Genomic DNA, 23,166 nt, shown 5'->3' with positions numbered 1-23,166 from the left:
AAAAGTGGAGTGATGGAATGAATTTCCGCAGGACATATTCAAAAAATATTGTGATTCGTGCGTTAGTGCAGGGGGTGGCGATCGGATTGGTTGCCGTTCTCGTGATTGGGTTTACAATTTTCAGTACGGGCGGTAAGGAAGGCGGATCAGAGAAAACGGTAGCAACGACCGGTCCAAAGACGGATGAGAATGAAGGGGCGGCAGAGGGCGGAGAGACGATGTTCGTGAAACAGCATGGCGTGTTTTCGAGTCAGCAGGCCGCAACGGATTTTGTAGCTGCAGACCCGTCGCTCGCAAGCACCGCTGTCGTGCCTGCCGGTGATCAGTTCTATGTATGGGGGGCAGTATGGCTGCAAGAGAGCCAGGTCATCTTAAAGGAAGGAGAAGACGCGTTTAAGAAGAGAATATCAGTCGTTCCGGGTACTTGTAAGAATGCTGATGTCAATGAAGTGAAAAAAGCGCTGCTTGCCGAGGATCTATCAAAAATTGAATTGTCAAAGGGGAATGGAGGCGCGAAAAAAGACAGTGATTTTGCGAAGAAAGTGACCGCCATCACTGCATTCACAAAGGATTCCTCCATCGCCAGACTGCATCTGCTGGCATATTATTCGAATCAGGATCCATGCTTCAAAATTCAATTTTGAGGCGAAATACGCCGAAGAATTGAATTTTGCTCTTTTTTCAAAACGTGTGCAATAGCGTACACTGTGAAAAAGGAGGTTTTTTCAATGAATTTTTATAGTGCAAAACCAATAGTTCTCGCATCTTCTTCGCCGAGACGAAAAGAACTGCTTCAGCTGGCAGGAATTGATTTTACCATTAGGCCGAGTGATGTAAATGAGGATGTGCCGTTCACGCCTGAAGAGCCGCGCGAGTATGCGATGCGTTTATCGGAGCAGAAAGCATTGGCGGTGAGTGAATCAGCTGAAGAAATCATTATTGCGGCGGATACAATCGTCGTGAAGGAAGGGAGATTGTTTTCAAAGCCAGCCGATGATGCGCAGGCTGTGGAGTTTCTTATGGAGCTGTCCGGACAGCTTCATGAAGTGATTACAGGTGTGACGATTCTCGCGGACGGGAAGAAGCTTCAGTTTTCGAGTCTGTCACAAGTGAAGTTCAGAGAGCTGGATATGGAGCTTGTGCATGCTTACGTACAATCAGGCGATGCTTCAGATAAAGCTGGCGCGTACGGTATTCAGACGCAGGGCATGCTGTTTGTGGAACGAATGGTGGGGGATTATCAGAATATCGTAGGTTTGCCGGTCAGCGAACTGGTCATCAGGATGCGTGAGGAAGGATTGCTGTTTGTAGAAGGCGGTGGTGTGTAATGCCATTGGATTTAGCACCGCAGATGATGATCCGCGATGTCCATATCGCAGACAGGCCGCGTGAGCGTTTGATTCGCGAAGGTGCAGGCAGTTTATCCAACCAGGAATTGCTGGCGATCCTGCTGCGGTCGGGCTCGCGGTCGGAGTCGGTGCTCGTCCTGGCGAACCGCGTGCTGTCGACCATTGACCGCCTGCAAGATTTGAAAGAGCTGACGGTGGAAGAAATGACGAAAATCAAAGGAGTCGGTGAAGCAAAAGCGGTGCAGTTGCTGGCTGCTGCAGAACTTGGCAAGCGTTTATACCGCACGCCACCGCAGGACCGCTATAAGATCCGCTCACCTGAAGATGCTGCGAATTATCTGATGACAGATATGTCGTCATTGAACCAGGAACATTTCGTCGTGGTTAAACTTACATAAATACATACTATTTTAGTCAGTAGAAATGTACGCTTGACACCCGAATACGTTGATTCCTAAACCCTTTTGCTTTTGTTCTTTCCAGTATTTCTATTTCTACACTTTCGATAAACATTTGCACAAACTCTCGACGTTCTTTTGGGGATAAGTTCTCGAAATTAATGTTGAAGTTTTGTGCAATTTCTTTATAGCGTTCAATGTCCACTTCTTCATGCACTTCACACTTCATTTCTTTTAACATCACTTGTATTTCTTCCATCCTACTTCTTGATTCATCCATTCTGATTTTAAACTCTTCATCTGTAACTAAATCCGTAGCCCAGGCACGTTGATATTTCCCGCGTTGGTTTTCAATGCGTTTCAATTCTTGCTTCAATTCCAGGCTTTCATCATCGGTTTTCTCTTGTGGCTTATCATCTGGAGTGAGGGGGAAGTTATCCATAAATTCCATTAATGCTTCATCTACTGTAAATTCTCGCACGTTAAACGGTGTAATGTCTCGGTGATTTAATGCACACACTTGGCAACGATATGAATTTCTAACTTGTGTTGATCCATCGGTTTTCCTCTTCCACACGCTTCGTTCGGATGTGCATCGGCTGCCACAATCAGGACAGACAATTTTCATTTGGTAAACAAAATGGCTAGTGACATTTCGGGTTTTGTAGTTTTGTCTTGATGTAATCAGTTTTTGTAATTGGTCAAACTCCTTTTTATCCATAATACCTTGGTGAGTGTTTTCATATACGGTCCCTTTAAAATACATAGCCCCATATAAAACAGGGTTTTGCATTAAGTCCATTAGCGTCCGTATGTGCCACTTGTAGCCGCGTTTTGGCTTGTGTTCGGTTGAGTCCATATAAATGGATAGCTGACGGAATGACAGACCTTCACGGACCTTTTGGATCATTATTTTGATTGCTTTTATTTGTTGATCATCAATATGCAGTTTGTGATTCTCGTCTTTGTAAAAACCATACGGTGCCTGTGCTGCCCATTCGCCCTGTCTAGCTTTTTCAATTTGTCCCATAGATACACGTTCACCAAGGTTCGCGCTTTCCCATTCTGCAATAGCGGCTACAATCGTAATAAACATTCTCCCCATCGCTGTGAACGTATCGTATATTTCTGTAGCGGATCGGAATACACAATTATATTTTTCTAATTTATCTAATATGTTGTGGAGGTCTCGGACGGATCGCGTAAGTCTATCCAGTCGATAGACTAGCAACACTTTAATGTGTCCTGCTTTTATATCGCCCATTAGTTTTTTAAATTGTGGACGTTTAGTATTTCTGCCTGATATTCCTTCGTCCACATAGAATTTATAGTCTGCATAGTCTTGTGCAACACAGAACGCCTTTAATCGTTCTCGTTGGGCGCTGATTGAATACCCTTCTGCCGCTTGTTCCTCGGTCGATACACGAATATAGATTCCTACAGTCATTATATTTCCCCCTATAGATAAGAGTAGCTATCCGAATGAGGACGCTACTCTTTTTTTAATTACTAACGTTAGTTATTAAAGGTCTTGCTCAAACTTAACTGCCTTGCCGATGATCTTAATTGGATTATCTTCATCTACTAAAATCGGTTCGTGCGCTGGGTTGTCCGGCATCAGGAAGATTACACCACCTTGTTTCTTGATTCGTTTAAGTGTAACTTCTTCATTCCCGTTCACCAGTACAGCTGCTATTTCTCCATACTCCACTTCCGGCTGTTCGCGGATCATGACCATTGCACCGTTCGGAATCGTTGGTTGCATCGAATCTCCTTTTGCTTCCAAGTATACTAGGTTACCAGATGGCAAACCTTCTTCTAATACGGTTCTATAATCCTCGTAATTTTCTTCCGCTAGTATCGGATCTCCACAAGCAATCTTGCCTAACACTGGTATTCTGATAGTTCGCTGGGAGACTTCTATTAAGTTTGTGGGTTTTTCTTCAAGTATGTAGCTTTTTGGAATTCCAAAATGATCTACTATCTTCTGTACCGCACCCATTCTAGGTGTAGATTTTCTTAATACCCATTTACCAACTGTTGATTCTGAAACTCCGGCTATCTTAGCTAATTCGTTTTGATTAAGATTATATTCGTTTAAAAGCTTCTTAATGTTTTGTGCTATCACCGATTCGATATCCTTCATTATATACACCTCCAATCTCTAATATAATAATAGCTTTAAAATCTACTAATGTAAACCCCAAATACAAAAAACTAGAATAAAAGTATAGAAATCTATTGACACTAGAATTTAAATCTAGTATTGTATAAATAACGACAAGAAAGGAAGTGATTAGACATGGTTCTAAGCCCACCGAAAATTACGCTCGAAGCAGCACGTATTAATGCAGGTTTAAGCATCGTGGAAGCAGCGGAGAAAATTGGTGTATCTCGATCCAGCATCATCAACTGGGAAAGAAACTCTAGTAACATCAAAATTTCTTATCTCGACAAAATCGAACAAGCATACAATTATCCGGTTGAATATATTTTTTTTGGCAACACACTAGAATTTAAATCTAGTTAATGTTTAAAGCCTATCAAAAGGCTTGACTGTAGAGCGGACTAGAAGGCTACAGCGATTAAATAAAGGGAGGTAATAAGTGTGGAAGGCAAAACAGACGTATTCACAAATTTAAAACAAGCTTTTGAGTTGGCTGTTGAATATGCAGCGAAAAATGGAATGAAACCATTTGTAAAAGAAAATGAGATACAACAATCGGAACTGTTACGAGCAGTCGCGAATGAAGCATCTCATAGGTTAGAAAAAAGAAATGTGCCGTATCAAGACGGTCTTGCAAATGTAATCACTGGAAGAAAGAAGTATCACGAACAGTAATTACTTTTGAGTGCTATCGAAATACATTTTGTAGGAGTATTCGAAAACCCTCATGAAACTATCGGAGGTATGATTTCCTTCCAAGTAACTAAAAATACTTTCATAGTCTTTGACATTCGGAAAATTAGGATCAACAGAAACTTCTTTTGCTATGTCACCAATAGGTAAATCAACATTAATAAATTTCAATAACCATTCTTTATAAGTCAACAATATAATCACCACCCTTCCACAAACAGTTTAACAGAAGGGGATAAAAAAGGAGGAATTACATTGAATCAATTAATGAAAGCGGATGTACAAATGACGAGTTTGGACATTGCGGAAATTGTAGGAAAGAAACACTCACATGTTATGCGAGATATTCGTAAAGAAATAGATGAATTAGGTCCGGAATTCAACCAATCCATTTTTGGACTCGTTGAATACACCGACAAGAAAGGCGAGAACAGACCCTGCTACTCATTCGGTAAAGACGGAGCAATGCAACTAGCTTTGAAATACGATGCCAAAACTAGATACAAGGTTATCAAGCGAATTGAAGAACTTGAAAACAAACAACCCGAATTCAATCTGCCAACGAACTTTAAAGAAGCATTATACATGCTTGCTGAATCTGTGGACGAAAACGACCAATTGAAACAACAAATTGAGGATAACCGTGAAAAAGTCGTGCTGGCTAATGCGGTTACCGCTAACGATGAAGGTATGTTGATTGAAGCGGCCGCGAAGTACATGCGACAAAATGGTGTGAATATCGGCAGAGATCGCCTGTTTAAATGGTTACGTGGTCAAGGCTATTTAGTCAGTCGCAAAGGTAGAGAGTGGAATATACCTACTCAAAAATCACTTAATCAAGGTTTGATGAAAATTCATTGTCAACTTTATTACGATTCGGAAGGTGAATTGAGAACACAGCGCCAGGTGGTCGTTACGGGTAAAGGCTTGCTATTCTTTATCAACAAAATCATGCATAGCGGTCAGTTAACTTTAAAACTGGAGGTATAACCATGACAACTAAAAAGAAAAACATGCCATCCGTCGAAGTCCAAAAAAGAATGCATGCGTTTTTTATGAAGACTTCCGCGCCTAGGATTTATAAGCAAATGAAAGAAAGGGGAGAGGTAAAATGACAGACTATGAATATTTAGTAGTTTGTACAATCGGACTGGTAATGATTGCTTTTATGCTCGGTAGCCTATGGGAACACGCAGGACAGGAAATTAAAAATGAGGAGGATTTATCTAGTGGAAAATAAAATGGGACGTAAACATATTGGAGATTATAAAGCGATGGCAGAAGAATTGATCGAGGAAATTTTTTGTACAGCATTTGATGTTGGGTACCGAGGCGCGAAAAGCGAAGAACCATCACCTGAAGATGTGGCTGCACAATTAGTAGATCGTTACGAAAATGATGAGTTAGCAGTAATTTTGAAAATACTCGATAGCGTGATTGCTCACGATTCCGTCAAATCAGCAAACCAACAACGTGCGGAATTGATTCAGCGGGCTAGGGAATTTGTGGAAGGTGAGAAACGGATAACCGGATCCCTGACCAATCGAAAGGGTTACGAGGCACCTAAAAATGATTTTGTTTTATGTGATGCGGATTTTATAGTAAATGCCGAAAAGCGTACAGTCGTCTGTTTATTGCGCGGGCAAATGGGAGGTGACGTATTTGATAGAGGTATCGCCAAATGCATGCCGGATGAAGTATTCAACGCTGACATAGGTAAAGCTATCGCACTAGCAAGAGCGTTGGATATTGAAGTTCCACAAGAGTTTATGCAAGCGGTGCAACCTAGTCATTACTCTGTCGGGCAAGTAGTCAAGCGTAAAGATAGTCCACTTGAAACTTGTCGCAAATACCGTGTTGACATAATCGGAAAAGGTTCAACCCTTACCTTTTTATGGAATAACGATCACGGGGGACGCGCGTTTTGCGATACAACGACATCACTGGATTACGAAGACGAAAATATTAAAGCATTACAAGTCATCGACGATACCAACGCTCAATATTAGGAGGTAATCACATGTTTACCGTAACCATCAAAGCCGGATCACCCGCTGAACGTGAGCAACGTGTACATGATTTATTAGTCAAGGGTTACACAGTCGTTAAATATATCGACGACGAAAAGCATGGCAAGTTTTACACGGACACTAAAAACAAATACACAGGCGGCAGTTATGGTTATGCAGGATCGGGCGGCCGAAAAATATATGCGGCCATCATGCGGCCGGGTGTTGCTCCATGAAATGGACAAGCGAGGGCGGCGCATGGCGTGTGGAGGTCAGATACACAGGTAACCGGCATAAGATACGCACGGTGTCGATCCGGAAATGGAATCGCCATGAAGGGGTGTACAAGCCGTTGCATAAGCGGCACACGTACCAGATACCGTTTACAGTGCTGTCAGTCTATGACGAGTTTATTAGTTTAGGAATGGAGAGGTATTGATGAGGAAACCGAAAATCGAATTATACCATGATCATTTTCAGAATTTTAAACGATATAACGTACCACGTGCACAACTGGTCATTGCAGATATACCGTACAACTTAGGCAATAATGCGTATGCGTCTAGTAACCAGTGGTATGTAGGTGGCGACAACAAAAACGGGGAAAGTGAACTGGCAAACAAATCCTTCTTTAAAACAGATGAAAATTTTAACCTTGTCGAATACATGCACTTTTGCAGCAAGTTACTAAAAAAAGAGCCAAAAGAAAAGAATCAGGCTCCTGCTATGATCGTGTTTTGTTCATATCAGCAAATGCACATGGTAACAGAGTTAGGTAAAAGATACGGCTTTAAAAACTCATATCCTATATTTTTCGTGAAGAATACTAGCTCGCAAGTTTTGAAGGCGAATATGAAAATAGTTGGCGCGACAGAACATGCAGTTGTTTTGTATCGTGACAAGTTACCTAAATTCCGAAATGGTAAGACGGAAACTCAAAAAGGACGAATGATTAAAAATTGGTTTGAATGGAAGCGTGACAAAGCGAAAGAGTACCCCCGCATACATCCGACACAAAAGCCGGTAAATGTATTGAAAGAACTGATTGAGATATTTACCGATGAAGGTGATGTAGTTGTTGATCCGTGCGCAGGCAGCGGCTCCACTTTGCGGGCAGCGTACGAATTGGGACGGGATAGTTATGGTTTTGAGGTAGAAAAGGACTTTTATAACAAAGCAAAAGATACCATTTTGGATGTATCCAATGTACCGGTCATCGAACAACTAGAGTTAATTGTGGAGGTTGACTAAATGGATAACTACCTAGATAGATTACAGGCCGCCTGCGTAGTTCCGAAAGAACCTGTAACAGTCGACGAATGCACATACTGCGGACAAGAACTATCAGAAGGTGAGCGTGTCTTGGCATTCCCGAGTGAGTATAACTACTTTTGTAACGTGGAATGTGCCACAGAACAGATGTTGAAGGAAGGAAATATCGAATGGAGGGTGTTGGAATGACACGCAGACAACGTACAGCCGAGCAGGTAGCAATCGCTAAACGGAACGGCATATGCAGCGCAACGTATTATAGCCGCATTAATCGAGGTTGGTCAGTGGAGAGGGCGATTAGCGAGCCGCCTGCCAAAAGTCATAGGCCGGTCAGGAATAACCGTGAGTGCGCTATCTATAAAGGTGAAGAATTGTTGGCAGATGGAACGGTTGACGAAGTAGCGGACCAGCTAGGCATATCAAGGGAAACGGTTATATTTTACGGCACAAACACATACAAGAATCGAATTGCGAAGCGCGGTAGCGAGAAGTCGCGGGAATTGATTTGGTTGGATGATGATGAAGATTGAAGGGAGGTGAGAGGGATGAATGAAAAAGATATTCAAACTTTGAAAGATGCTGTTTGGCTAATCGAAAAATTAACAGGTCATCTAGGCATTGATTTAAACGAACTTGAAGAAAATTATAATAACAGCTTGCAAGAATTGGAGGAAATGATTTCGAGAAACGAATAAAAACCACCCTTTGCAGAGGGCGGCTTAATCAAACATCTATCACTATCAATATACCACGAAACAGGAGGAATATACATGAATGAAAAATTGATTGAACATCTGGAAGAAACGTTGAAAGAGGAAAATGACAAGCTGATTGACTTGGCTATTGATGCAATGGAAGATGCAAGTGAATTACCATTTCCTGAAAAGTCACTAGTTAAAGGACATGAAGAATACAAGCTTATGCAACAGCGAATTCTAGGCATGATTGACATGCTCGAAGAAGTTAAAGCTTTTTCGGAAGGTTATTACACAAAGAAAGAAGGCGAAGCAATTGGCGACACTCTATGAATTGACCGGCAATTATCTGCAAATCCAACGCATGATTGAGGACGGATCGGAAGGACTAGAAGACACATTAGAAAGTATAGAGGGTGCGCTTGAGGATAAATTGGAATCTTATGCGATGGTCATCCGGAATATTGAATCTGATGTAGAAGGATTAAAAGCGGAAGAAAAACGTTTAGCTGATCGTCGCAAGACAATGGAAAATGGTATTAAACGTATGAAATTATCCATGCACGATGCTATGTCTTCCACAGGTGAAAAGAAGATCAAGGGTGAGAAATTCACATTCACCATTCAGAAAAATCCACCGTCATTAAAACTTGTGGACGAATCATTAATCCCGAAAGAATTCCTTGTAGAAGTTGCTCCATCTATTGATAAAAAAGCAATTATGGAACGTTTGAAAGCGAATGAAGAAATACCAGGCGCACAAATATCACAAGGTGAATCTTTACGGATTCGATAATAGGAGGAAATGAAAATGAAAAAACTACTAAACCAAAAAGAGCAGCACTACGCAGACACGCGGGAAGAGGCGGAGCAGATCGTTTCGGCCGCAAAAGAAAACGATGCATTGATCATGAACAAAATCAGTGAAAAGCATAACAAGTACGGCCAGTATTTCCTGGTTGATCTGACGTATCAATACGGCACTCCTAAAGAAGTCATGGAAGGCAGACCGGATGAAGCGCCAGAAGGTCAGATGAGCATTGAGGATGCACATGAGGGCTTGCCGTTTGAAGTTGAACCGGACGGCACGGTAAACGTCCATACAAAACCAGAAGATGAGGAAACGGACGAAGCGCCGTTTTAATAGAAAGAGAGTGTGGAAGACTTGGAATTACAAAATGGCGCAGATATTAGCCGTAGTAAAAAATCTAACATTATCATTTATTCGAAACCCGGAGACGGTAAAACAACCGTGTCTGGACTATTGCCAGGCAAGACATTGCATCTTGATATAGACGGCACTAGTCAGGTGCTGCAAGGGTATGCAAATGTCGATGTGGCAAGAATAGATGGCAGCAATCCGCATAAAAGTATTATCGAGTTTTACGGCATAGCAAAAGCCAATATCGGCAAGTATGACAATATTTTTATTGATAATTTAACACATTATCAAAAATTATGGCTGATGGAAAAAGGCAAGAATACCAAAAGCGGTATGCCGGAATTAAAGGATTATGCGATTTTGTACAATCACCTTTTGGAGTTGACCGAAACATTTAATGCACTGGATGCCAATATCATTTACAGCTATTGGGAAGCTAAACGAGACATTATACACGATGACGGTCAGCAGTATACGCAGTTTATCCCGGATATTCCAGATAAGATCGTAAATCATCTAATGGGCGTAGTGCATGTAGTCGCTCGACTGGTCAGGAAATCGGACGGAGAACGCGGGTTTATTTTGGAAGGTACTCAAAGTATGTTCGCGAAAAACCATCTGGATACCAGGAAGGGCTGCAAGCAAGAAGATTTAATACTGTCCTCCACACAATCAGCTGTGGAAGAAGAAAAAAATACAAAACAGAATGGAGATAAATAATTATGAGTTTTTTCAAAATGGATGAAGTAGAAGAAGTAAAAGGTTTTGAATTACCAAAGCCAGGCAAGTATGAAGCGGTGATTATCAATGCGGTTGCTAAAAAAACACAAGCAGGTAAAGACATGATGGTTGTAGATTTTGAGATTCGTTCGGATGTTCCGCAAGATCATCAAGGTTCTAAAATTTTATATAACAATTTCACCTTTGAACATCCAGTAGCGCAAGGAATTGTAAAGTCACTATGTAAGGCTGCAGGATTTTCGGAAAATCACACATTTAATTCATGCGAAGAGATGGCGAATCTGCTAATCAATAAAAACTTGGAAATCGGAGTGAAGCATGAAAAAGGTAATAACGACAATATGTACGCGAAAGCTAGTTATTACAATCCATCTAATGCTAATCCTCCACAACAGGTTGGTGGGCCGATTACAGTTGAAGATGATGATTTACCTTTCTAAATAAAATCAAATAGAGAGGTCTGTAATGGACTTCTCTTTTTTATACCCAAAAATCGAAAATAACAATGGAAGTGAAAGTGAATTGATATTTTATCTATCGGCAATGTTGATATTTTTAGCGGCTTATGGATTTGGATATATGAGAGGACGGGATATGTAATGGGAAAGTTTAGAATTTCAGAAAAACAAGAACGAACGATAAATGAATTCAAAAAAACGTTAGCAGGATTTAGTGAAGAAGCTCTTTCTGAAGTGATTAAAGGAAATTATGAAGTCGAGCCGGAGTACAACGCCGGAGATTGGGTTGTATGGCATGGGGACGTTGTGAAAATTAAATACCCACAAACGACAGAACGAAAAGATGACGGAAGGTGCTATTTCACGATTATCCGTTCGGACGATTCGACTTATACGAATATATTGAGAAGCAACATCCGTCACGCCACACCAGAAGAAATCAAAGCCGAACAAGAACGCAGGCAGTGGGCGGAGATCGGCAGGGAGCCGGGGGAATTCCGGGATGGAGATGTAGTGCTCACGGCGTTCGATTCGATAAGTGACCAAGTAAATCTAATCAAGAAATGCACTAATTTACTCATTGCTAAACAAGAGTATAAATCAAAGATTATAAAAGGCTTCTACCCCGCAGAATCCTTCATCGAATTCGGAGGTGCTGATGAATGAAAACTGAAACTAACGCAGAACGGTTTAAACGAATTAAAGTGTTGGTTGGCCAAAGTGATCATTTCGATGATTTTAAATGGCTCATACAACAAGCCGAACGAACTCAAGAATTAGAACAACTAACCAACAATATGCGCCGAGCCATGCAAACAGCATACAACAACACTGCATCACATCCGAAAGCATCTATGAAGTCTTTTCTGCTCCATACATTTGAAAAGTTTATGGAACCAGAACTAGTGCGGAAAATTAAGAAACTGGACGGTGATACGCAATGATCCGCGGCAAGCACGGCGCATTCATAATCAATCCGACGCAAGAAGTTACGGTCACGAAACGAAAGAAAGGCAAGCCTACGGTGATCGAGTAACAGGGCTTGCGGTTTGTGCAAGACGATAGACCGATTAAACATAAAAAGGGGATTCGCAATAATGATCAAAACTAAAAATGGTATGCCGGTTTATCACGGCGATACATTTACAATTAAGCTCACTCGATACAGTGATCCCGACAGATTACACGCAGCGCGTAATGCAGCACGTTATTTAGGCAAGACTGATATTGATAATATACGCAGACCATTATCTATCATTCGCATGGGGCATGTGCCAGCTATATTCCGCGGTGAAATGGCAGAGTTTGAGTTTATAGACGTATCGAAGGAAGTATATGACCATCTTGCAACATACAGTACGGCAAATATGCGCGTGGCAGGCGGTAACAGAGCGCTAAAGAGTGATGGTTATACAATGCCTAGCGATAAGGTTAAGGACGTTGGAATGGTGAAGTTGTGGATTGAGAACTCTATGGAAGGTTACCACTGTCTATTAGACCACGGTGAAACTCCACAGGTTGCTAGATCGGCAATGCCAGTCAATGCAAAGATGAATACATTCGTTTTCCAGTTCAATTTTCTAACACTTGGACAATCAGTTTTCAAGCAGCGCATTTGGGAAAAAGGCGCACAAGGCAATACGGAAAAAGTGGTACAAGCCATGTATGAGTTGGTTGAGTTTATGGACTCACAACTGTGGACGACGTTTTACGAGTGGTGCGGCAAGCCATCCACAGATTGGGTAGAGGTGCGCAGGAAAATTAAAAAGAAGAATATCTCGCTTGCGGATTTTGTAGAACAAGCCAGAAACGCAGAAGGAAATATATTACTAGAAGATTTGCTTGTCGAATTATACGGCGAACAGAAAAGTATGTGGTGATGGGAATGAGAAAAAAACCAGACTTTTCAAATGGCCCACCTATGCCTAAAGAGGACTTAATCAACAAACCAAACCATTACCACAAAGGCGGCATAGACGTTATTGAGTTTGCAGGGGCTAAATTTGACCCTGCTGAACTCAAAGGGTTTTGCCGGATCAACGCTTTAAAATATGTTACCCGTTATGATTTGAAGAACGGGATTCCAGACCTCGAAAAAGCAAAATTTTATATTGATAAATTAATCGAATTGGAGGAGCAGCAATGACCGAACGCAAAACAGCAACTGGCATCCGCACAGTCGCCATGAAAACCATCACCTGCATTCAGTGCGGCGATGAGCAGCAGACGCAAGTAGGCAGCGTGTGCCATCGGGATAGTTTGTGCGTCATGTGCGCGAATAACAATATCAAGCGACCAAGAAAATTCGGCAAAAAATTTGAAGTGCAATAATAGGAGGGATCGAGATGTTGCAAGAACTGACAGACAAAATCAGAACGTGAGGAATCACGCGCGGGTTGGATCAGGGCGATAAAGCAAGGCAAGTGAATAAATTAGGAGAAGAATATGGTGAACTATGCCGGGCAGTCAATAAAGGTAATCAAGATGAGACTATAGATGCGCTAGGTGATATGTATGTCGTTATGGTGCAGGTTGCAATGCAGCACGGTACGAGCATTGAGCAGTGCATTGCGGCTGCCTACGAAGAAATCAAAGACCGCAAGGGTAAAATGGTCAATGGGGTTTTCGTAAAAGAAGCTGATTTAAAGTGACTGGCAATTTAGGAGGTCAATCATGAAAGAGAATTACGATTTTAATAGCATTCCATCCGAATTAAAAGCCCTTCCGCAGTGGATATTGTGGAAGTCAGAAGAAAAGGGTGGACGTTATACCAAGGTACCGTATCAAGTAGACGGCGAAGTAGCACAAACAAATAACAGAAGTACGTGGTCAACATTCGCTACGGTTATCAAGTTTTACTTAACAGGTGGTTATGACGGCATAGGGTTTGTTTTCAGCCGTCAGGACAATTACATTGGCGTTGATATAGATAACTGCGTTGTGGACGGCAAACCGAATACATTCGCTTCAGAAATTATTGATTCATTGGATAGCTACACGGAATTTTCACCAAGTCAAAAAGGCTTACACATCATCATCAAAGGCGGCCTTCCGCAGAATGTTTTAGGTACCGGACGAAAGAACGCGCAACACGGCTTGGAAATCTATTCATATGGCAGGTATTTTACGTTCACCGGTAATCGAGAAAATTCTAACGATGTGTATGATCGGACCGATGAACTGGCAGAAGTATTTGAGAAATATTTTGATGACAGTGATATTCAAGGCCGTGTAAATTTATCGGACTTTGAAAAAGACGAAATTAAATTATCAAATGAATCACTTTGGGAAAGAATGTTTCGGTCGAAAAGCGGCGATGAAATTCGATCGCTTTATAACGGTAATTTAATAGATAATGACCATTCGTCTAGTGACTTAGCTTTGTGTAATCATTTAGCTTTTTGGACAGGTAAATCGGCTACACGAATGGATGCAATGTTCCGTGAAACTGGTCTTATTCGCGACAAATGGGATGTTATCCATCACTCTACCGGGGAAACGTACGGAGAACGAACTATTGCAGAAGCGATCACATCCACGCCTTCCACAATATTGGACCAACAGCAGTACGATGATTTTTCTTTTGATTTCCATAACGGTGATGAAGTGGAAAAACCGAAAAAGAAATTCAGGCTAACTGAATTAGGAAATGCGGAACGGATCGCATACGAATACGGCCATACAATCAAATATGTCGGTGATATGGGGTGGCTCATATGGGATGGAAAGCGTTGGAGATTTGACAATAAAAAAGAAATTGAACGCATTACAGCGAAAGTGTTGCGCGGACTGTATAAATCGGATGACGAAATGGAATCTAAGTGGGCGCGTATGTGCGAAAGAAGAAATATACGTATGAATAGTATTAAAGATTTAATGCCATTGGTGCCGGGTGAACGTGAAGAGTTTGACCGTCATAAATATTTATTAAATATAGAAAATGGCGTGATTGACCTACAAACTGGAAATCTCAAACCGCATGATCGGGAATTAAAATTAACGCAAATTGCAAATGTCGAATTTGATGAAAATGCTAAATGCCCTGTGTGGATGAAATTTATCGATCAGATATTTCAAGGTGATAAAGATTTGATTGAGTACATGCAGCGTTTGGCCGGATATTCATTGACTGGCGATATTTCCGAACAAGGTATGTATTTCTTGGTCGGTGGTGGATCCAACGGGAAATCAACTTTTGTCAATACAATTAAAAAAATCATGGGTGACTACGGCAGTCAAACCAATTCAGAAACATTTATCAAGCGCAAGAATGATGGCGCGAACAATGACATTGCCAGACTCGCAAACGCCCGCTTTGTTTCTGCAGTGGAGTCCGAAGAAGGCGAAAAGCTGCAGGAATCGCTTGTTAAAACAATAACAGGTGGCGAACCTATTACTGCCCGATTTTTACGACAAGAATATTTTGAGTTTATCCCTGAATTTAAAGTATTTTTTACAACCAATCACAAGCCAGTGATCGGCGGACTTGATGACGGGATTTGGAGACGTGTAAAAATTATCCCGTTTACACTCAATTTAAAACCGCATGAGCGGGATAAAAAACTAGAAGAAAAATTATCGCTTGAAATTCCCGGCATATTCAACTGGATCCTCGAAGGTTGCTTGAAGTGGCAGAAGTCAGGTCTGCAGGAGCCAAAGATAGTTCGGGATGCTACCGGCGCTTATAAAGATGATATGGATATACTTGCCCCGTTTCTTGACGAAATCTGTTACACCAAAGAGCCCAAAAACGAGGCGATCATGATCGAGGCCAAGGAATTGTACGGCGTTTACAACAATTGGTGTTTCAAGGCGGGTGAGCGGACGGTAGGAAACCGAACTTTTTATAGAATGTTGGAAACTAAAGGTTTCGGAAAAACGAAAGGCGCCGGAAACAAAACGTTTTTGACTGGAATTACCATAAATGAACGAGCGCCAGTTATTGAAGGGGTTACTGGAAATGAAGAAACAGCCTTTTTCAAGGTCACTCAGTAACCCTGAAACGCCTTTAATAACTAATACATTTTTTTCCAAAGTCAATGATACCAATGGTTGGTGATAGGTATTTTAAGATGTGGTTATTATGATTATTGGTATTTCAGTTGATTTTAAAAATAAAAATAAAATATATATATATATTCTATATATAGCATACAACGGATTTTTGACCACGCTCAGTAACTGATGACACTTGAACCATTGATATTACTGACTTTCTTGAGTTATTTTAAGTAACTTTGTCATTTTTTTCGTCGATTCAGTAACTTGCTGATAACTATAATTATTACAGGATGTGGTAAATCGTATGGAATTCACGAAAATATTCATTTCAAATAATTTAAAAAGGAAAAAGAAGGCCAAAAGATTATGGACAGGAAGCATTTATGCGCGGTACAGATATTATTGTAATTTGCATGGACGGAAGCCGCTGGGAAATATCACTTTTTACAAACAATTAGAACAGTGCGGCTTGAAAAGAAGTGAAAACAAATTTTACTTTTATGGAGTTGAGTTGAAAGATGTCCCTACTGAAGATACTCTCACTGATATGGAAAAGTGGAGCAGAGATATACAGAGATGAATCAGACGGCAGGCTTGCACTAAAAAATGCGAGCCTGATCCATCCAGAAATATTGAAATCCGCGGAACCTATTTTTAATCAGATTGATGATTGGTTTAAAAGTTGGGAGGGCGCATCTGGCCCAGACGTGACAATTAGAAAAGCATTAGAGCTGTATTGTGGATGGCTCAAGCATCCGAAAATGACATTGTGGTTATTATCGGAGGACGAGTCGCTGAACTTGCTGCATGATTGGACGGTTGTGCTTGCCAGAAACGGCTGGACTGATCCGTATGATGATTATCGACCATACGAAAATGCTGAATCCGATAAAATGAAAATGGAATTTTACGAAAGAGCCAAAAAGTGGGCTAGTGAAAATAAGTAGTTTACGAGCGCTTTTAGGCGTTTTATGTCGAATATGAACGTTTATAATCTTTGATGATTAAAGCGCCTAAAATCGAACGCTGTGACGCCACAGAGGGAGGATATGATGAATTGATACACTACAGATATACAGATAAAGAAATAGATACAATTTTGAAGACGTTGACAATTGTTATTGATACACGAGAAAAAGTAAATGGTCATGTTTTAAAATATTTACAGCAAAAAAGTATTCCGGTAAAAATTCAGAAGTTAGACCATGGTGATTACGGCTGCATGATCCCAGCTAATCCTGAATTAGGTATTCAACGAGACTTATACATGAATACATTCATTGAAAGAAAAAATGGAGTAGATGAAATTACGGGGAATCTTCAAAAAGATACACAGCATGCTTTTATCAATGAATTGATTAGAGCGCAGGGTAGCCGCTTTGTCCTGTTTGTGGAGGAGCCGGACTTTGATGAGAAAATAGCAAAAGGTGATTATAGGAGCAAGTACGATCCGAAGGCATTAAAAGGCCGGCTGGAAAGCCTAAAAGCGAAATACAATTTTGAGATTGTACCAATGAGTAAGCAGATGATTGGTCATAATATACTGCATAGATTTTATTACCAGGCGCGGCATTTTTTAAAAACGGGAATGTTTTGAAAGGCGGTCGAGTAGATTGTTTGAATGGCTAAATGATTATCAGATTCTCGAAGAAAAAATAGAGTACATGGATTACAACCTGGAACGTTCCAAAAAAGAATTAGGTAGATGGGTGTCTGGTGATCTTGCTAAATATAAGCTGACCGCCGAATCAGACGGGGCGCAACTGGAAGAACGTATAGAAGTAATAGAATATGAACTCGCCCATTGCATGAATGATCTATACGATATGCAGAAGATGATGAGAGCATTTAAGGGGTTAGATAGTCGTATCCTGTACCTCAAGTATGTGGAAGGCCTAACGCTCGAACTTATAGCCGAGGAAGTAGGTTACAGCGCCAGTCATATTAAAAAACGTCATGCGGAAATCATGCGAGCGATGCAAGTGGCGAAAGAATATAGTGCATTATAAAAGTGCACCAAAAGAGCACCATCGGGAAATGCTGAAACTATTGAATAAATGAAATATAGTTAGAACATAAAGAACTGACAGTGATGCTATTCCTTGGTTGGTTAGCCGCTGAAGTCTTTATGAAAGGTTCCCTCCTTTTAAAATCCTCCACACGAAAGTAAGCAAACGTGTTGAGGATTTTTAATCTTTATTAATTATCAGAGTGAGTATCGATATTATCACGGGACTCTATAAAGGTATCGATTGATTCAATTAACTCATCGACTTTTTCATCAATTACCTGATAAGCTTCTAACTTTTCTTCTTCGGTAAGGTGTTGAGATTGAATTTCCTGCAATATTTGTTCTTGGATTATGGTGTTTTTTTCTATTGATTCGTTTTGCATTTGAATTTCGCTTAATATTTCTTGTAATTGAAGAGATGTATCGTATCCGCTATATATGCTATATATAGCCATTAAAATAGTGAAGACTAACTGAAAATAATCAAGCCAACTTAATTTCCTATGAGTGACAGCCGCTCTTTCTTGTACAGTGATTTCTGCGAGCAAATCACTGTTGCCAGATCGTTTAGCAGTTGGAAGCGCCAACCTGATTAATTCTTCCATTGGTTTATAAAAATCTATCGGTACCAAATCATTTAGGTTGATAGAACCTGTCTTCGCTAAGCGGCTAACGTCGGAACTCCATTTACTGACGAATTTAAAGTAATCGGAATCGATTGATGAAGCAATACGACTCATTTGTGAAATAACATCCATTTGAGAAGTAATTTTACTACCTGGCGAAATGGCTGCTTGTGAGATCAACCTTTGAATACGCGCTTGTTCCTCCAAAAATCTTTTCATTTTATTGTCCAACGGTATCTCCTCCTTTTTTAATAAGTAAATAGTAACACACTGTTCAAGTTATTGGGTTTTCTTTTACAGCTATATCCAGTACAATGACGGCAGGAGGGGATTGAATTGAATAATTTATTATTTATCATTTTTTTATTATCTGCAGTAGCAATCGGTATCTTTGTTATTCTTTCTATTCTAGAGTTTATCAAAAAGAATAAACCGCGGGGATTGAGACAAATAAAGTTTGCTGGACTGTCTGCAGCAGTTATGATTGTTTCGTTAGTCGCTTTTGTCGCTACTGCTGATCCAGCAACCGAAGAATCAGAAGAGGTAGCGACTGAGGATGAACAGCCAGAGCAGAAAGAACCTGCAGAAGAACCCGAGAAAGAAACAAAACCTATAACGGAAGATCCAAAAAAGGAAGTTGCGGCACCGGCTGAAGTCGAAAAACCTAATGTAGAAAAACCGGTTGAGAGTACGCCGAAACCGGAAACAAAACCGGAAATCAAAGAAGAATCTGTTGAAAAAGAACAGCCAACTTCTGAACCTGAAGAAGATAGCACTTGGGATGACCTGAAAAATAAAGACAATATTGTCGGCAAAAGCGATAAGGATTTTAAAAAGCTGACCAAGACGAAACCAGGAAAAGTCCGGAACGATAAAACAGGCAAGTGGAAGAAAGTCAGTTTCGCTGAAAATGCCGACGTAGAAGATTATTTGCTTTCCTATGCAGACCTTTACATGAAGGACGATGGCACGCACTTTATTATTAATTTCAACTACAAAACTACAACAGTCGTCAATAAGATAGGTGGCTTAATTTCTGCAGACGTCCATGAGTATGTGAGTAAAGAAGAACATGACGCGAGTAAAATCGGTAGTGGTATGCTTCTGAAGAGCTATTTCATTTATCCTGACGGTGACATAGAAGAAGTTGAATAATCCATAACATTGAAAGGCATCCGATCATCATCGGGTGTCTTTTTATTTTATGGAATAGGGAGTGAGCGTAATGAAAAATAAAACAAATTGGATGTGCGTCATTGCTGGGCATCTTGGCGTTTACTATCCGTGGGGCAACACAGGCTACCGATGCGAGCGTTGCGGGGTCAACGTATCAAGGAAAAATAAATTAGGTAGGTGGGTGTAATGGCAAAAGATAATATCGTACAGTGCGACACTTGCCAAGCGGAATTTAAGATTGAGCTGCAGACTAAACAGCATCCTGCCAAATTGACGGAAACATACTTCGCCTGTTCATCGTGTGGAGGACACTACACGGCATACGTTGTAGATCCATACATCACACAGCAACAAAAAGAACTCAAGCGACTGGACGAGCGATACAAGAAAAAGAAAGCGGCATTGTCCGCTTATACGGAGCGCAAGAAACAGGAGGTGCGATCATGACTGAATCAATTAAACAATACAACGACAACGATCTGTTACGTGAGCTTCAACGTCGTGGATGGTACAAGTCAGAGAAACCATTCGTTGTTGGATGCTGCGGTAAAGGTCGCAAGGTCACACTCACATATAATCCATGGGATATAAACAAGGGTGAGCAGTCATGATCCAATTAGGTATCATCCTAACTCTATTCGTCAGCTTGCCGCTGATACTACTGTACAGGTTGGTGATACACATTGTTAATCGTGACTAACAAACGCATGCAAGAGTTAATCAACTGGATCAACACCGACAAGCTCATGAAGTTTTATAAGAGTAAAGAATGGTTTGCTGTACGTGAGCAAGCCAGACAGCGTGACAACTATGAGTGTCAGCTATGCAAAGCAGAGGGCAAGTATCATCGTGTGGAGAATGTCCATCACATCAAAGAGATCAAGACACATCCACATCTATCATTGTCTCTATCTAACTTACAAAGCCTATGCATTGCCTGTCATAACAAAGTTCATGAACGATTGGACGAGCAACATGAAGTTAAATTTACTAATGAGGAGCGATGGTGATGGATTGGCGACAGTATTTTATTCGTATGGCTGAAGAGCAGATGGAAGAAGCTGTACGACAACTCGCTATGGCATCTGCTCCATCGTACGAACCCAAACGAAAAGGTTCGGCAAAATACAATCCAAATAACCGAAAGGGTAGGTGTAGATGATGAGCGAATACGTTGATAGATTGATTAAGAAAAGAGTTAGGGATTTAGATAGAGACATTCGTCACTGTGAGGGCTACATCGAAGAACAAAGACTACTTCTTTCTGATGCCGAAGAAGAATTAGAAAGATTAACTGAAGAACGAAGTGAACTCTGCCGTGAATTAAAATAATACACCCCCCATCAAAACTTTTGAAAAAATTTCGGGGAACCATTCAACGAGGAGGGGTCACGACTATTTATATTTTTGGCTTTACTCATGTATAAAGGAAAGTAAAAAAATGTAATTTAAAGGAGGGAGGAAATTGAACGAAGCTCAATTGAAAAAAAGAGGGAAGATCAAAAAAGGTCTTGTCTCGCAACTGAAGGAAAACGGCACGACTGCACAACACCACATGGATATGGTAGACAATTATTTGACCATGTGGGATATGGCACAAGCACTTGAAGTGGATTTTCATAATAATGGTGTGAAGGTCATGACGAGTACAGGTTCTAAAATCAATCCATCCATTCCAGAATATACGAAAACGAATAATCAAATGTTGCGCCTGTTATCGGAAATGGGATTGAAGCCAGTCAGACAAGAACCAGAAGTTGATCCAGATGAAGATTACTAATCCATACATCGAAGAGTATATTGCGGCAGTTGAATCAGGCGAAATTGTCGTAAACAAAGATGTGAAAAAATTAATTAAACTAGTAAAAGAAAAGTCCTCCTCTTCATCTGTGGAAGTCCGGAATGACGAAGTAGAAGACGCTATTGAATCGATTGAAAAGTATTTCCCGTTCAAATTATTCAAATGGCAAAAATTCGTGATTGCTTGCATGTTTGGACTATTTTATAAAGATGGATCTTTAGTGTTCAATGAATTTTTACTGTACATGGGACGCGGTGCAGGGAAAAACGCATTTCTGGCCGCACTCTCCTTCCACATGTTAGGGAAACAAGGTGTACGCGGTTATAACGTGGATATTGTTGCAACATCCGAAAAACAAGCCATGACATCATTTAAAGATTTACACGATGTGTTGGATGAGCACTGGAAGACGTTTAAAAAGCATTTCCGAAAAACGTTGCAAGTGATTCGTCATTATAAAACAAAATCAGAAATAGCGTACTATACGAATAACGCGAAAACAAAAGACGGTTTCCGTCCTGGTGTCGTTGTATTTGATGAAATTCACGCTTATGAAACAGAAGATAATATCAAGGTATTTACTTCCGGACTTGGTAAAGTGCCGCGCGCCAGACGTATCTATTTAACGACTGACGGAAATGTGCGAGATGGTTTTTTGGATCAAATCAAAGAAGAAGCGGATCGCGTGTTAAATGGCGAATTGCCGAATTCACGTATGTTTCCTTTCCTTTGCAGACTGGACGATCCAGAAGAAGTCCACGATGAAAGAATGTGGGAGAAGGCGAACCCATCCATTGAGCATTTGCCGGACTTGAAATTGGAAATGACGATTGAATATGACCGCATGCAAGAACGCCCGTCTGCTCGTATGGAGTTCATGACCAAACGAATGAATATCCCTTCTCAACTATCTGCTGATGGAGTGGCAGACTGGGATAAGATCGCGGCTACTAATCAAGAGTTTCCTGATTTTAAAGGTGCGGACTGTATCGGCGGGATTGACTATGCAGATACACGGGATTTTGTGGGTTGTGGCTTGCTGTTTAAAAAGGACGGTAAGCGATATTGGAAGCATCACACGTTTATTAATCATCGATCATTGTTATTGGCAAACTATCGCGTAGACATAGAATTGGCGATTAAACAGGGATATGTAACGATAATTAAAGAAGAAACAAACAATCCTGACATTATTGCCAGCTGGTTTTTGGAGCAATCCAAACAACATAATATCAAAATGATTGTCAGTGATATGTACCGAATCAACCACCTACGCGAAACATTTGAATCCTACGGTTTCAAATTAGACATTGCTCGTAGTGGTACGAAAACTCATACCATGCTGCAACCGATTGTGGAAGAGTTGTTTGCCTATGAAAACCTAGTGTACGGCGATGATATGATGATGCGTTGGTACACCAATAATACTTACGTTAAATACGATGGCAAAGGCAATATCACATACGAAAAAATAGAACCGAAAACCCGCAAGACAGATGGGTTTGCGGCTTTTTTGCATGCATTGCAATTTGACGCACAACTACAAGAAAGCCGGACTTTAACAAAAGAAAATATCACAAAAGCGTTCCGCGTACGGACGTATTAGG

General features: G+C 40.8%; 40 protein-coding genes and 1 pseudogene. 37 read left to right on the top strand and 4 right to left on the bottom strand.

Translation table 11 applies throughout. The features are described from left to right. Positions 1-17 precede the first annotated feature (17 nt). The 3 genes and pseudogenes from SporoP37_RS02145 to SporoP37_RS02135 all read left to right on the top strand — a co-directional run. Complete coding sequence (locus SporoP37_RS02145; protein WP_085430123.1) at positions 18-644, top strand: hypothetical protein; 627 nt, start codon at positions 18-20, stop codon at positions 642-644. An 84-nt stretch (positions 645-728) separates the two neighbouring features. Next, positions 729-1,328 (top strand): Maf family protein, encoded by a 600-nt coding sequence (locus tag SporoP37_RS02140; protein WP_085430122.1) that lies wholly within the window; start codon positions 729-731, stop codon positions 1,326-1,328. Then, positions 1,328-1,741, top strand: a pseudogene (locus tag SporoP37_RS02135) (UPF0758 domain-containing protein); the annotation flags it as partial. The gene SporoP37_RS02140 and the pseudogene SporoP37_RS02135, both read left to right, overlap by 1 nt. Positions 1,742-1,763: 22 nt before the next feature. On the opposite strand, the gene SporoP37_RS02130 reads toward SporoP37_RS02135, so the two are convergent. Continuing rightward, positions 1,764-3,194 (bottom strand): recombinase family protein, encoded by a 1,431-nt coding sequence (locus SporoP37_RS02130; protein ID WP_085430121.1) that lies wholly within the window; start codon positions 3,192-3,194, stop codon positions 1,764-1,766. A gap of 75 nt (positions 3,195-3,269) precedes the next feature. Continuing rightward, on the bottom strand, positions 3,270-3,893 hold the full coding sequence (locus tag SporoP37_RS02125) for a LexA family protein (protein WP_085430120.1): 624 nt from the start codon (positions 3,891-3,893) through the stop codon (positions 3,270-3,272). 156 nt (positions 3,894-4,049) lie between these two features. On the opposite strand from SporoP37_RS02125, the gene SporoP37_RS02120 reads away from it, so the two are divergent. Together SporoP37_RS02120 and SporoP37_RS02115 are read left to right on the top strand one after the other, a co-directional pair. Next, on the top strand, positions 4,050-4,277 hold the full coding sequence (locus SporoP37_RS02120) for a helix-turn-helix transcriptional regulator (protein ID WP_085430119.1): 228 nt from the start codon (positions 4,050-4,052) through the stop codon (positions 4,275-4,277). A 78-nt stretch (positions 4,278-4,355) separates the two neighbouring features. Further along, on the top strand, positions 4,356-4,589 hold the full coding sequence (locus SporoP37_RS02115) for a hypothetical protein (protein WP_085430118.1): 234 nt from the start codon (positions 4,356-4,358) through the stop codon (positions 4,587-4,589). Here SporoP37_RS02115 and SporoP37_RS02110 read toward each other — a convergent pair whose 3' ends face one another. Continuing rightward, a complete protein-coding gene (locus SporoP37_RS02110) occupies positions 4,590-4,811 on the bottom strand; it encodes a YozE family protein (RefSeq protein ID WP_232329833.1) in 222 nt (73 codons plus the stop codon). Between the two features lie 51 nt (positions 4,812-4,862). Here SporoP37_RS02110 and SporoP37_RS02105 point away from each other — a divergent pair, with 51 nt between their 5' ends. The 25 genes from SporoP37_RS02105 (at position 4,863) to SporoP37_RS01995 (ending at position 17,954) form a co-directional block, all read left to right on the top strand. After that, positions 4,863-5,597 carry a phage regulatory protein/antirepressor Ant gene (locus tag SporoP37_RS02105; protein ID WP_085430116.1) on the top strand — a complete coding sequence of 245 codons (735 nt, stop codon included), beginning with the start codon at positions 4,863-4,865 and terminating at the stop codon, positions 5,595-5,597. Positions 5,598-5,718: 121 nt separating this feature from the next. Further along, the gene (locus tag SporoP37_RS17530; RefSeq protein ID WP_255414216.1) at positions 5,719-5,847 is read left to right on the top strand and encodes a hypothetical protein; all 129 of its coding nucleotides are present in this window, start codon (positions 5,719-5,721) and stop codon (positions 5,845-5,847) included. Continuing rightward, the gene (locus SporoP37_RS02100; protein WP_085430115.1) at positions 5,837-6,616 is read left to right on the top strand and encodes a hypothetical protein; all 780 of its coding nucleotides are present in this window, start codon (positions 5,837-5,839) and stop codon (positions 6,614-6,616) included. Before SporoP37_RS17530 ends, SporoP37_RS02100 begins: the two co-directional genes overlap by 11 nt. A gap of 11 nt (positions 6,617-6,627) precedes the next feature. Then, positions 6,628-6,852, top strand: coding sequence for a hypothetical protein (locus SporoP37_RS02095; RefSeq protein ID WP_085430114.1), 225 nt, complete (start codon positions 6,628-6,630; stop codon positions 6,850-6,852). Next, positions 6,849-7,055, top strand: coding sequence for a hypothetical protein (locus SporoP37_RS02090; RefSeq protein WP_085430113.1), 207 nt, complete (start codon positions 6,849-6,851; stop codon positions 7,053-7,055). The genes SporoP37_RS02095 and SporoP37_RS02090 overlap by 4 nt, the downstream gene beginning before the upstream one ends. Further along, positions 7,055-7,867, top strand: a complete 813-nt coding sequence (locus SporoP37_RS02085; protein WP_085430112.1) for a DNA-methyltransferase — start codon at positions 7,055-7,057, stop codon at positions 7,865-7,867. Before SporoP37_RS02090 ends, SporoP37_RS02085 begins: the two co-directional genes overlap by 1 nt. Continuing rightward, positions 7,868-8,077 carry a hypothetical protein gene (locus tag SporoP37_RS02080; RefSeq protein WP_085430111.1) on the top strand — a complete coding sequence of 70 codons (210 nt, stop codon included), beginning with the start codon at positions 7,868-7,870 and terminating at the stop codon, positions 8,075-8,077. Next, complete coding sequence (locus tag SporoP37_RS02075) at positions 8,074-8,418, top strand: helix-turn-helix domain-containing protein (protein ID WP_232329794.1); 345 nt, start codon at positions 8,074-8,076, stop codon at positions 8,416-8,418. Before SporoP37_RS02080 ends, SporoP37_RS02075 begins: the two co-directional genes overlap by 4 nt. 15 nt (positions 8,419-8,433) lie before the next feature. Further along, on the top strand, positions 8,434-8,583 hold the full coding sequence (locus SporoP37_RS16820) for a hypothetical protein (RefSeq protein ID WP_157118606.1): 150 nt from the start codon (positions 8,434-8,436) through the stop codon (positions 8,581-8,583). A gap of 75 nt (positions 8,584-8,658) precedes the next feature. Continuing rightward, positions 8,659-8,916, top strand: coding sequence for a hypothetical protein (locus SporoP37_RS02070; RefSeq protein ID WP_085430110.1), 258 nt, complete (start codon positions 8,659-8,661; stop codon positions 8,914-8,916). Then, positions 8,900-9,379 (top strand): siphovirus Gp157 family protein, encoded by a 480-nt coding sequence (locus tag SporoP37_RS02065; RefSeq protein WP_085430109.1) that lies wholly within the window; start codon positions 8,900-8,902, stop codon positions 9,377-9,379. The genes SporoP37_RS02070 and SporoP37_RS02065 overlap by 17 nt, the downstream gene beginning before the upstream one ends. Positions 9,380-9,394: 15 nt before the next feature. Next, positions 9,395-9,727, top strand: coding sequence for a hypothetical protein (locus tag SporoP37_RS02060; protein WP_085430108.1), 333 nt, complete (start codon positions 9,395-9,397; stop codon positions 9,725-9,727). Positions 9,728-9,748: 21 nt separating this feature from the next. Beyond that, complete coding sequence (locus tag SporoP37_RS02055; protein WP_085431633.1) at positions 9,749-10,465, top strand: AAA family ATPase; 717 nt, start codon at positions 9,749-9,751, stop codon at positions 10,463-10,465. A 17-nt stretch (positions 10,466-10,482) separates the two neighbouring features. Then, on the top strand, positions 10,483-10,926 hold the full coding sequence (locus tag SporoP37_RS02050) for a DUF669 domain-containing protein (protein WP_335697598.1): 444 nt from the start codon (positions 10,483-10,485) through the stop codon (positions 10,924-10,926). Positions 10,927-11,085: 159 nt separating this feature from the next. Further along, positions 11,086-11,610 carry a hypothetical protein gene (locus tag SporoP37_RS02045; RefSeq protein WP_085430106.1) on the top strand — a complete coding sequence of 175 codons (525 nt, stop codon included), beginning with the start codon at positions 11,086-11,088 and terminating at the stop codon, positions 11,608-11,610. Further along, a complete protein-coding gene (locus SporoP37_RS02040; RefSeq protein WP_085430105.1) occupies positions 11,607-11,888 on the top strand; it encodes a hypothetical protein in 282 nt (93 codons plus the stop codon). The genes SporoP37_RS02045 and SporoP37_RS02040 overlap by 4 nt, the downstream gene beginning before the upstream one ends. 153 nt (positions 11,889-12,041) lie before the next feature. Next, positions 12,042-12,824 carry an FAD-dependent thymidylate synthase gene (locus SporoP37_RS02035; RefSeq protein ID WP_085430104.1) on the top strand — a complete coding sequence of 261 codons (783 nt, stop codon included), beginning with the start codon at positions 12,042-12,044 and terminating at the stop codon, positions 12,822-12,824. Between the two features lie 5 nt (positions 12,825-12,829). Beyond that, on the top strand, positions 12,830-13,090 hold the full coding sequence (locus SporoP37_RS02030; RefSeq protein WP_158233604.1) for a DUF3310 domain-containing protein: 261 nt from the start codon (positions 12,830-12,832) through the stop codon (positions 13,088-13,090). After that, on the top strand, positions 13,087-13,275 hold the full coding sequence (locus SporoP37_RS02025) for a hypothetical protein (RefSeq protein ID WP_085430102.1): 189 nt from the start codon (positions 13,087-13,089) through the stop codon (positions 13,273-13,275). The genes SporoP37_RS02030 and SporoP37_RS02025 overlap by 4 nt, the downstream gene beginning before the upstream one ends. Before the next feature lie 92 nt (positions 13,276-13,367). Continuing rightward, the gene (locus SporoP37_RS02020; protein ID WP_232329793.1) at positions 13,368-13,595 is read left to right on the top strand and encodes a pyrophosphohydrolase domain-containing protein; all 228 of its coding nucleotides are present in this window, start codon (positions 13,368-13,370) and stop codon (positions 13,593-13,595) included. Between the two features lie 22 nt (positions 13,596-13,617). Further along, entirely contained in the window at positions 13,618-15,939 is a 2,322-nt protein-coding gene (locus SporoP37_RS02015) for a phage/plasmid primase, P4 family (RefSeq protein ID WP_085430101.1), read from the top strand. 310 nt (positions 15,940-16,249) lie between these two features. After that, positions 16,250-16,525 (top strand): primase-like DNA-binding domain-containing protein, encoded by a 276-nt coding sequence (locus SporoP37_RS17725; RefSeq protein ID WP_085430100.1) that lies wholly within the window; start codon positions 16,250-16,252, stop codon positions 16,523-16,525. A gap of 127 nt (positions 16,526-16,652) precedes the next feature. Then, positions 16,653-16,892: a hypothetical protein gene (locus SporoP37_RS17375; RefSeq protein ID WP_232329792.1), complete on the top strand. Its 240-nt coding sequence runs from the start codon at positions 16,653-16,655 to the stop codon at positions 16,890-16,892. A 110-nt stretch (positions 16,893-17,002) separates the two neighbouring features. Beyond that, positions 17,003-17,542, top strand: a complete 540-nt coding sequence (locus SporoP37_RS02000; RefSeq protein ID WP_085431631.1) for an ERCC4 domain-containing protein — start codon at positions 17,003-17,005, stop codon at positions 17,540-17,542. Between the two features lie 16 nt (positions 17,543-17,558). Next, positions 17,559-17,954 carry a sigma factor-like helix-turn-helix DNA-binding protein gene (locus SporoP37_RS01995; protein ID WP_085430098.1) on the top strand — a complete coding sequence of 132 codons (396 nt, stop codon included), beginning with the start codon at positions 17,559-17,561 and terminating at the stop codon, positions 17,952-17,954. Between the two features lie 190 nt (positions 17,955-18,144). On the opposite strand, the gene SporoP37_RS01990 is transcribed toward SporoP37_RS01995, so the two are convergent. Continuing rightward, positions 18,145-18,813, bottom strand: a complete 669-nt coding sequence (locus tag SporoP37_RS01990) for a hypothetical protein (RefSeq protein ID WP_085430097.1) — start codon at positions 18,811-18,813, stop codon at positions 18,145-18,147. A 105-nt stretch (positions 18,814-18,918) separates the two neighbouring features. On the opposite strand from SporoP37_RS01990, the gene SporoP37_RS01985 reads away from it, so the two are divergent. From SporoP37_RS01985 to SporoP37_RS01965, 7 genes are all read left to right on the top strand, one after another. Continuing rightward, positions 18,919-19,737: a hypothetical protein gene (locus SporoP37_RS01985; RefSeq protein ID WP_085430096.1), complete on the top strand. Its 819-nt coding sequence runs from the start codon at positions 18,919-18,921 to the stop codon at positions 19,735-19,737. A 207-nt stretch (positions 19,738-19,944) separates the two neighbouring features. Further along, entirely contained in the window at positions 19,945-20,205 is a 261-nt protein-coding gene (locus tag SporoP37_RS01980) for a hypothetical protein (RefSeq protein WP_085430095.1), read from the top strand. Continuing rightward, positions 20,202-20,369, top strand: coding sequence for a hypothetical protein (locus SporoP37_RS16815; protein ID WP_157118605.1), 168 nt, complete (start codon positions 20,202-20,204; stop codon positions 20,367-20,369). Before SporoP37_RS01980 ends, SporoP37_RS16815 begins: the two co-directional genes overlap by 4 nt. 96 nt (positions 20,370-20,465) lie before the next feature. After that, the gene (locus SporoP37_RS01975) at positions 20,466-20,768 is read left to right on the top strand and encodes an HNH endonuclease (RefSeq protein WP_232329832.1); all 303 of its coding nucleotides are present in this window, start codon (positions 20,466-20,468) and stop codon (positions 20,766-20,768) included. A 151-nt stretch (positions 20,769-20,919) separates the two neighbouring features. Next, positions 20,920-21,090, top strand: a complete 171-nt coding sequence (locus SporoP37_RS16810; RefSeq protein ID WP_158233605.1) for a hypothetical protein — start codon at positions 20,920-20,922, stop codon at positions 21,088-21,090. Positions 21,091-21,223: 133 nt separating this feature from the next. Further along, a complete protein-coding gene (locus SporoP37_RS01970) occupies positions 21,224-21,538 on the top strand; it encodes a P27 family phage terminase small subunit (protein ID WP_085430094.1) in 315 nt (104 codons plus the stop codon). Further along, positions 21,525-23,165 carry a terminase TerL endonuclease subunit gene (locus SporoP37_RS01965; RefSeq protein WP_085430093.1) on the top strand — a complete coding sequence of 547 codons (1,641 nt, stop codon included), beginning with the start codon at positions 21,525-21,527 and terminating at the stop codon, positions 23,163-23,165. Before SporoP37_RS01970 ends, SporoP37_RS01965 begins: the two co-directional genes overlap by 14 nt. The last annotated feature ends 1 nt before the right edge of the window (position 23,166 follow it).

Origin of the sequence: Sporosarcina sp. P37, assembly GCF_002109365.1 — a bacterium.
Classification (GTDB): domain Bacteria; phylum Bacillota; class Bacilli; order Bacillales_A; family Planococcaceae; genus Sporosarcina.
The sequence above is the reverse complement of the archived record's forward strand: the minus strand, read 5'-3'. Positions and strand labels throughout refer to the sequence as shown.

Excerpts from the sequence above, each read along its gene's own strand:
- SporoP37_RS02050 (WP_335697598.1), top strand. The coding sequence starts at position 10,483 with ATGGATGAAGTAGAAGAAGTAAAAGGTTTTGAATTACCAAAGCCAGGC.
- SporoP37_RS02080 (WP_085430111.1), top strand. The coding sequence starts at position 7,868 with ATGGATAACTACCTAGATAGATTACAGGCCGCCTGCGTAGTTCCGAAA.
- SporoP37_RS02140 (WP_085430122.1), top strand. The coding sequence starts at position 729 with ATGAATTTTTATAGTGCAAAACCAATAGTTCTCGCATCTTCTTCGCCG.
- SporoP37_RS02060 (WP_085430108.1), top strand. The coding sequence starts at position 9,395 with ATGAAAAAACTACTAAACCAAAAAGAGCAGCACTACGCAGACACGCGG.
- SporoP37_RS02035 (WP_085430104.1), top strand. The coding sequence starts at position 12,042 with ATGATCAAAACTAAAAATGGTATGCCGGTTTATCACGGCGATACATTT.
- SporoP37_RS02070 (WP_085430110.1), top strand. The coding sequence starts at position 8,659 with ATGAATGAAAAATTGATTGAACATCTGGAAGAAACGTTGAAAGAGGAA.
- SporoP37_RS02015 (WP_085430101.1), top strand. The coding sequence starts at position 13,618 with ATGAAAGAGAATTACGATTTTAATAGCATTCCATCCGAATTAAAAGCC.
- SporoP37_RS02090 (WP_085430113.1), top strand. The coding sequence starts at position 6,849 with ATGAAATGGACAAGCGAGGGCGGCGCATGGCGTGTGGAGGTCAGATAC.
- SporoP37_RS17725 (WP_085430100.1), top strand. The coding sequence starts at position 16,250 with ATGGAATTCACGAAAATATTCATTTCAAATAATTTAAAAAGGAAAAAG.
- SporoP37_RS02125 (WP_085430120.1), bottom strand. The coding sequence starts at position 3,893 with ATGAAGGATATCGAATCGGTGATAGCACAAAACATTAAGAAGCTTTTA.
- SporoP37_RS02075 (WP_232329794.1), top strand. The coding sequence starts at position 8,074 with ATGACACGCAGACAACGTACAGCCGAGCAGGTAGCAATCGCTAAACGG.
- SporoP37_RS02040 (WP_085430105.1), top strand. The coding sequence starts at position 11,607 with ATGAAAACTGAAACTAACGCAGAACGGTTTAAACGAATTAAAGTGTTG.
- SporoP37_RS16815 (WP_157118605.1), top strand. The coding sequence starts at position 20,202 with ATGACTGAATCAATTAAACAATACAACGACAACGATCTGTTACGTGAG.
- SporoP37_RS17530 (WP_255414216.1), top strand. The coding sequence starts at position 5,719 with ATGACAGACTATGAATATTTAGTAGTTTGTACAATCGGACTGGTAATG.
- SporoP37_RS16810 (WP_158233605.1), top strand. The coding sequence starts at position 20,920 with ATGAGCGAATACGTTGATAGATTGATTAAGAAAAGAGTTAGGGATTTA.
- SporoP37_RS02095 (WP_085430114.1), top strand. The coding sequence starts at position 6,628 with ATGTTTACCGTAACCATCAAAGCCGGATCACCCGCTGAACGTGAGCAA.
- SporoP37_RS02045 (WP_085430106.1), top strand. The coding sequence starts at position 11,086 with ATGGGAAAGTTTAGAATTTCAGAAAAACAAGAACGAACGATAAATGAA.
- SporoP37_RS16820 (WP_157118606.1), top strand. The coding sequence starts at position 8,434 with ATGAATGAAAAAGATATTCAAACTTTGAAAGATGCTGTTTGGCTAATC.
- SporoP37_RS01975 (WP_232329832.1), top strand. The coding sequence starts at position 20,466 with ATGCAAGAGTTAATCAACTGGATCAACACCGACAAGCTCATGAAGTTT.
- SporoP37_RS02130 (WP_085430121.1), bottom strand. The coding sequence starts at position 3,194 with ATGACTGTAGGAATCTATATTCGTGTATCGACCGAGGAACAAGCGGCA.
- SporoP37_RS01965 (WP_085430093.1), top strand. The coding sequence starts at position 21,525 with ATGAAGATTACTAATCCATACATCGAAGAGTATATTGCGGCAGTTGAA.
- SporoP37_RS02120 (WP_085430119.1), top strand. The coding sequence starts at position 4,050 with ATGGTTCTAAGCCCACCGAAAATTACGCTCGAAGCAGCACGTATTAAT.
- SporoP37_RS01980 (WP_085430095.1), top strand. The coding sequence starts at position 19,945 with ATGGCAAAAGATAATATCGTACAGTGCGACACTTGCCAAGCGGAATTT.
- SporoP37_RS02025 (WP_085430102.1), top strand. The coding sequence starts at position 13,087 with ATGACCGAACGCAAAACAGCAACTGGCATCCGCACAGTCGCCATGAAA.
- SporoP37_RS02085 (WP_085430112.1), top strand. The coding sequence starts at position 7,055 with ATGAGGAAACCGAAAATCGAATTATACCATGATCATTTTCAGAATTTT.
- SporoP37_RS02030 (WP_158233604.1), top strand. The coding sequence starts at position 12,830 with ATGAGAAAAAAACCAGACTTTTCAAATGGCCCACCTATGCCTAAAGAG.
- SporoP37_RS02145 (WP_085430123.1), top strand. The coding sequence starts at position 18 with ATGAATTTCCGCAGGACATATTCAAAAAATATTGTGATTCGTGCGTTA.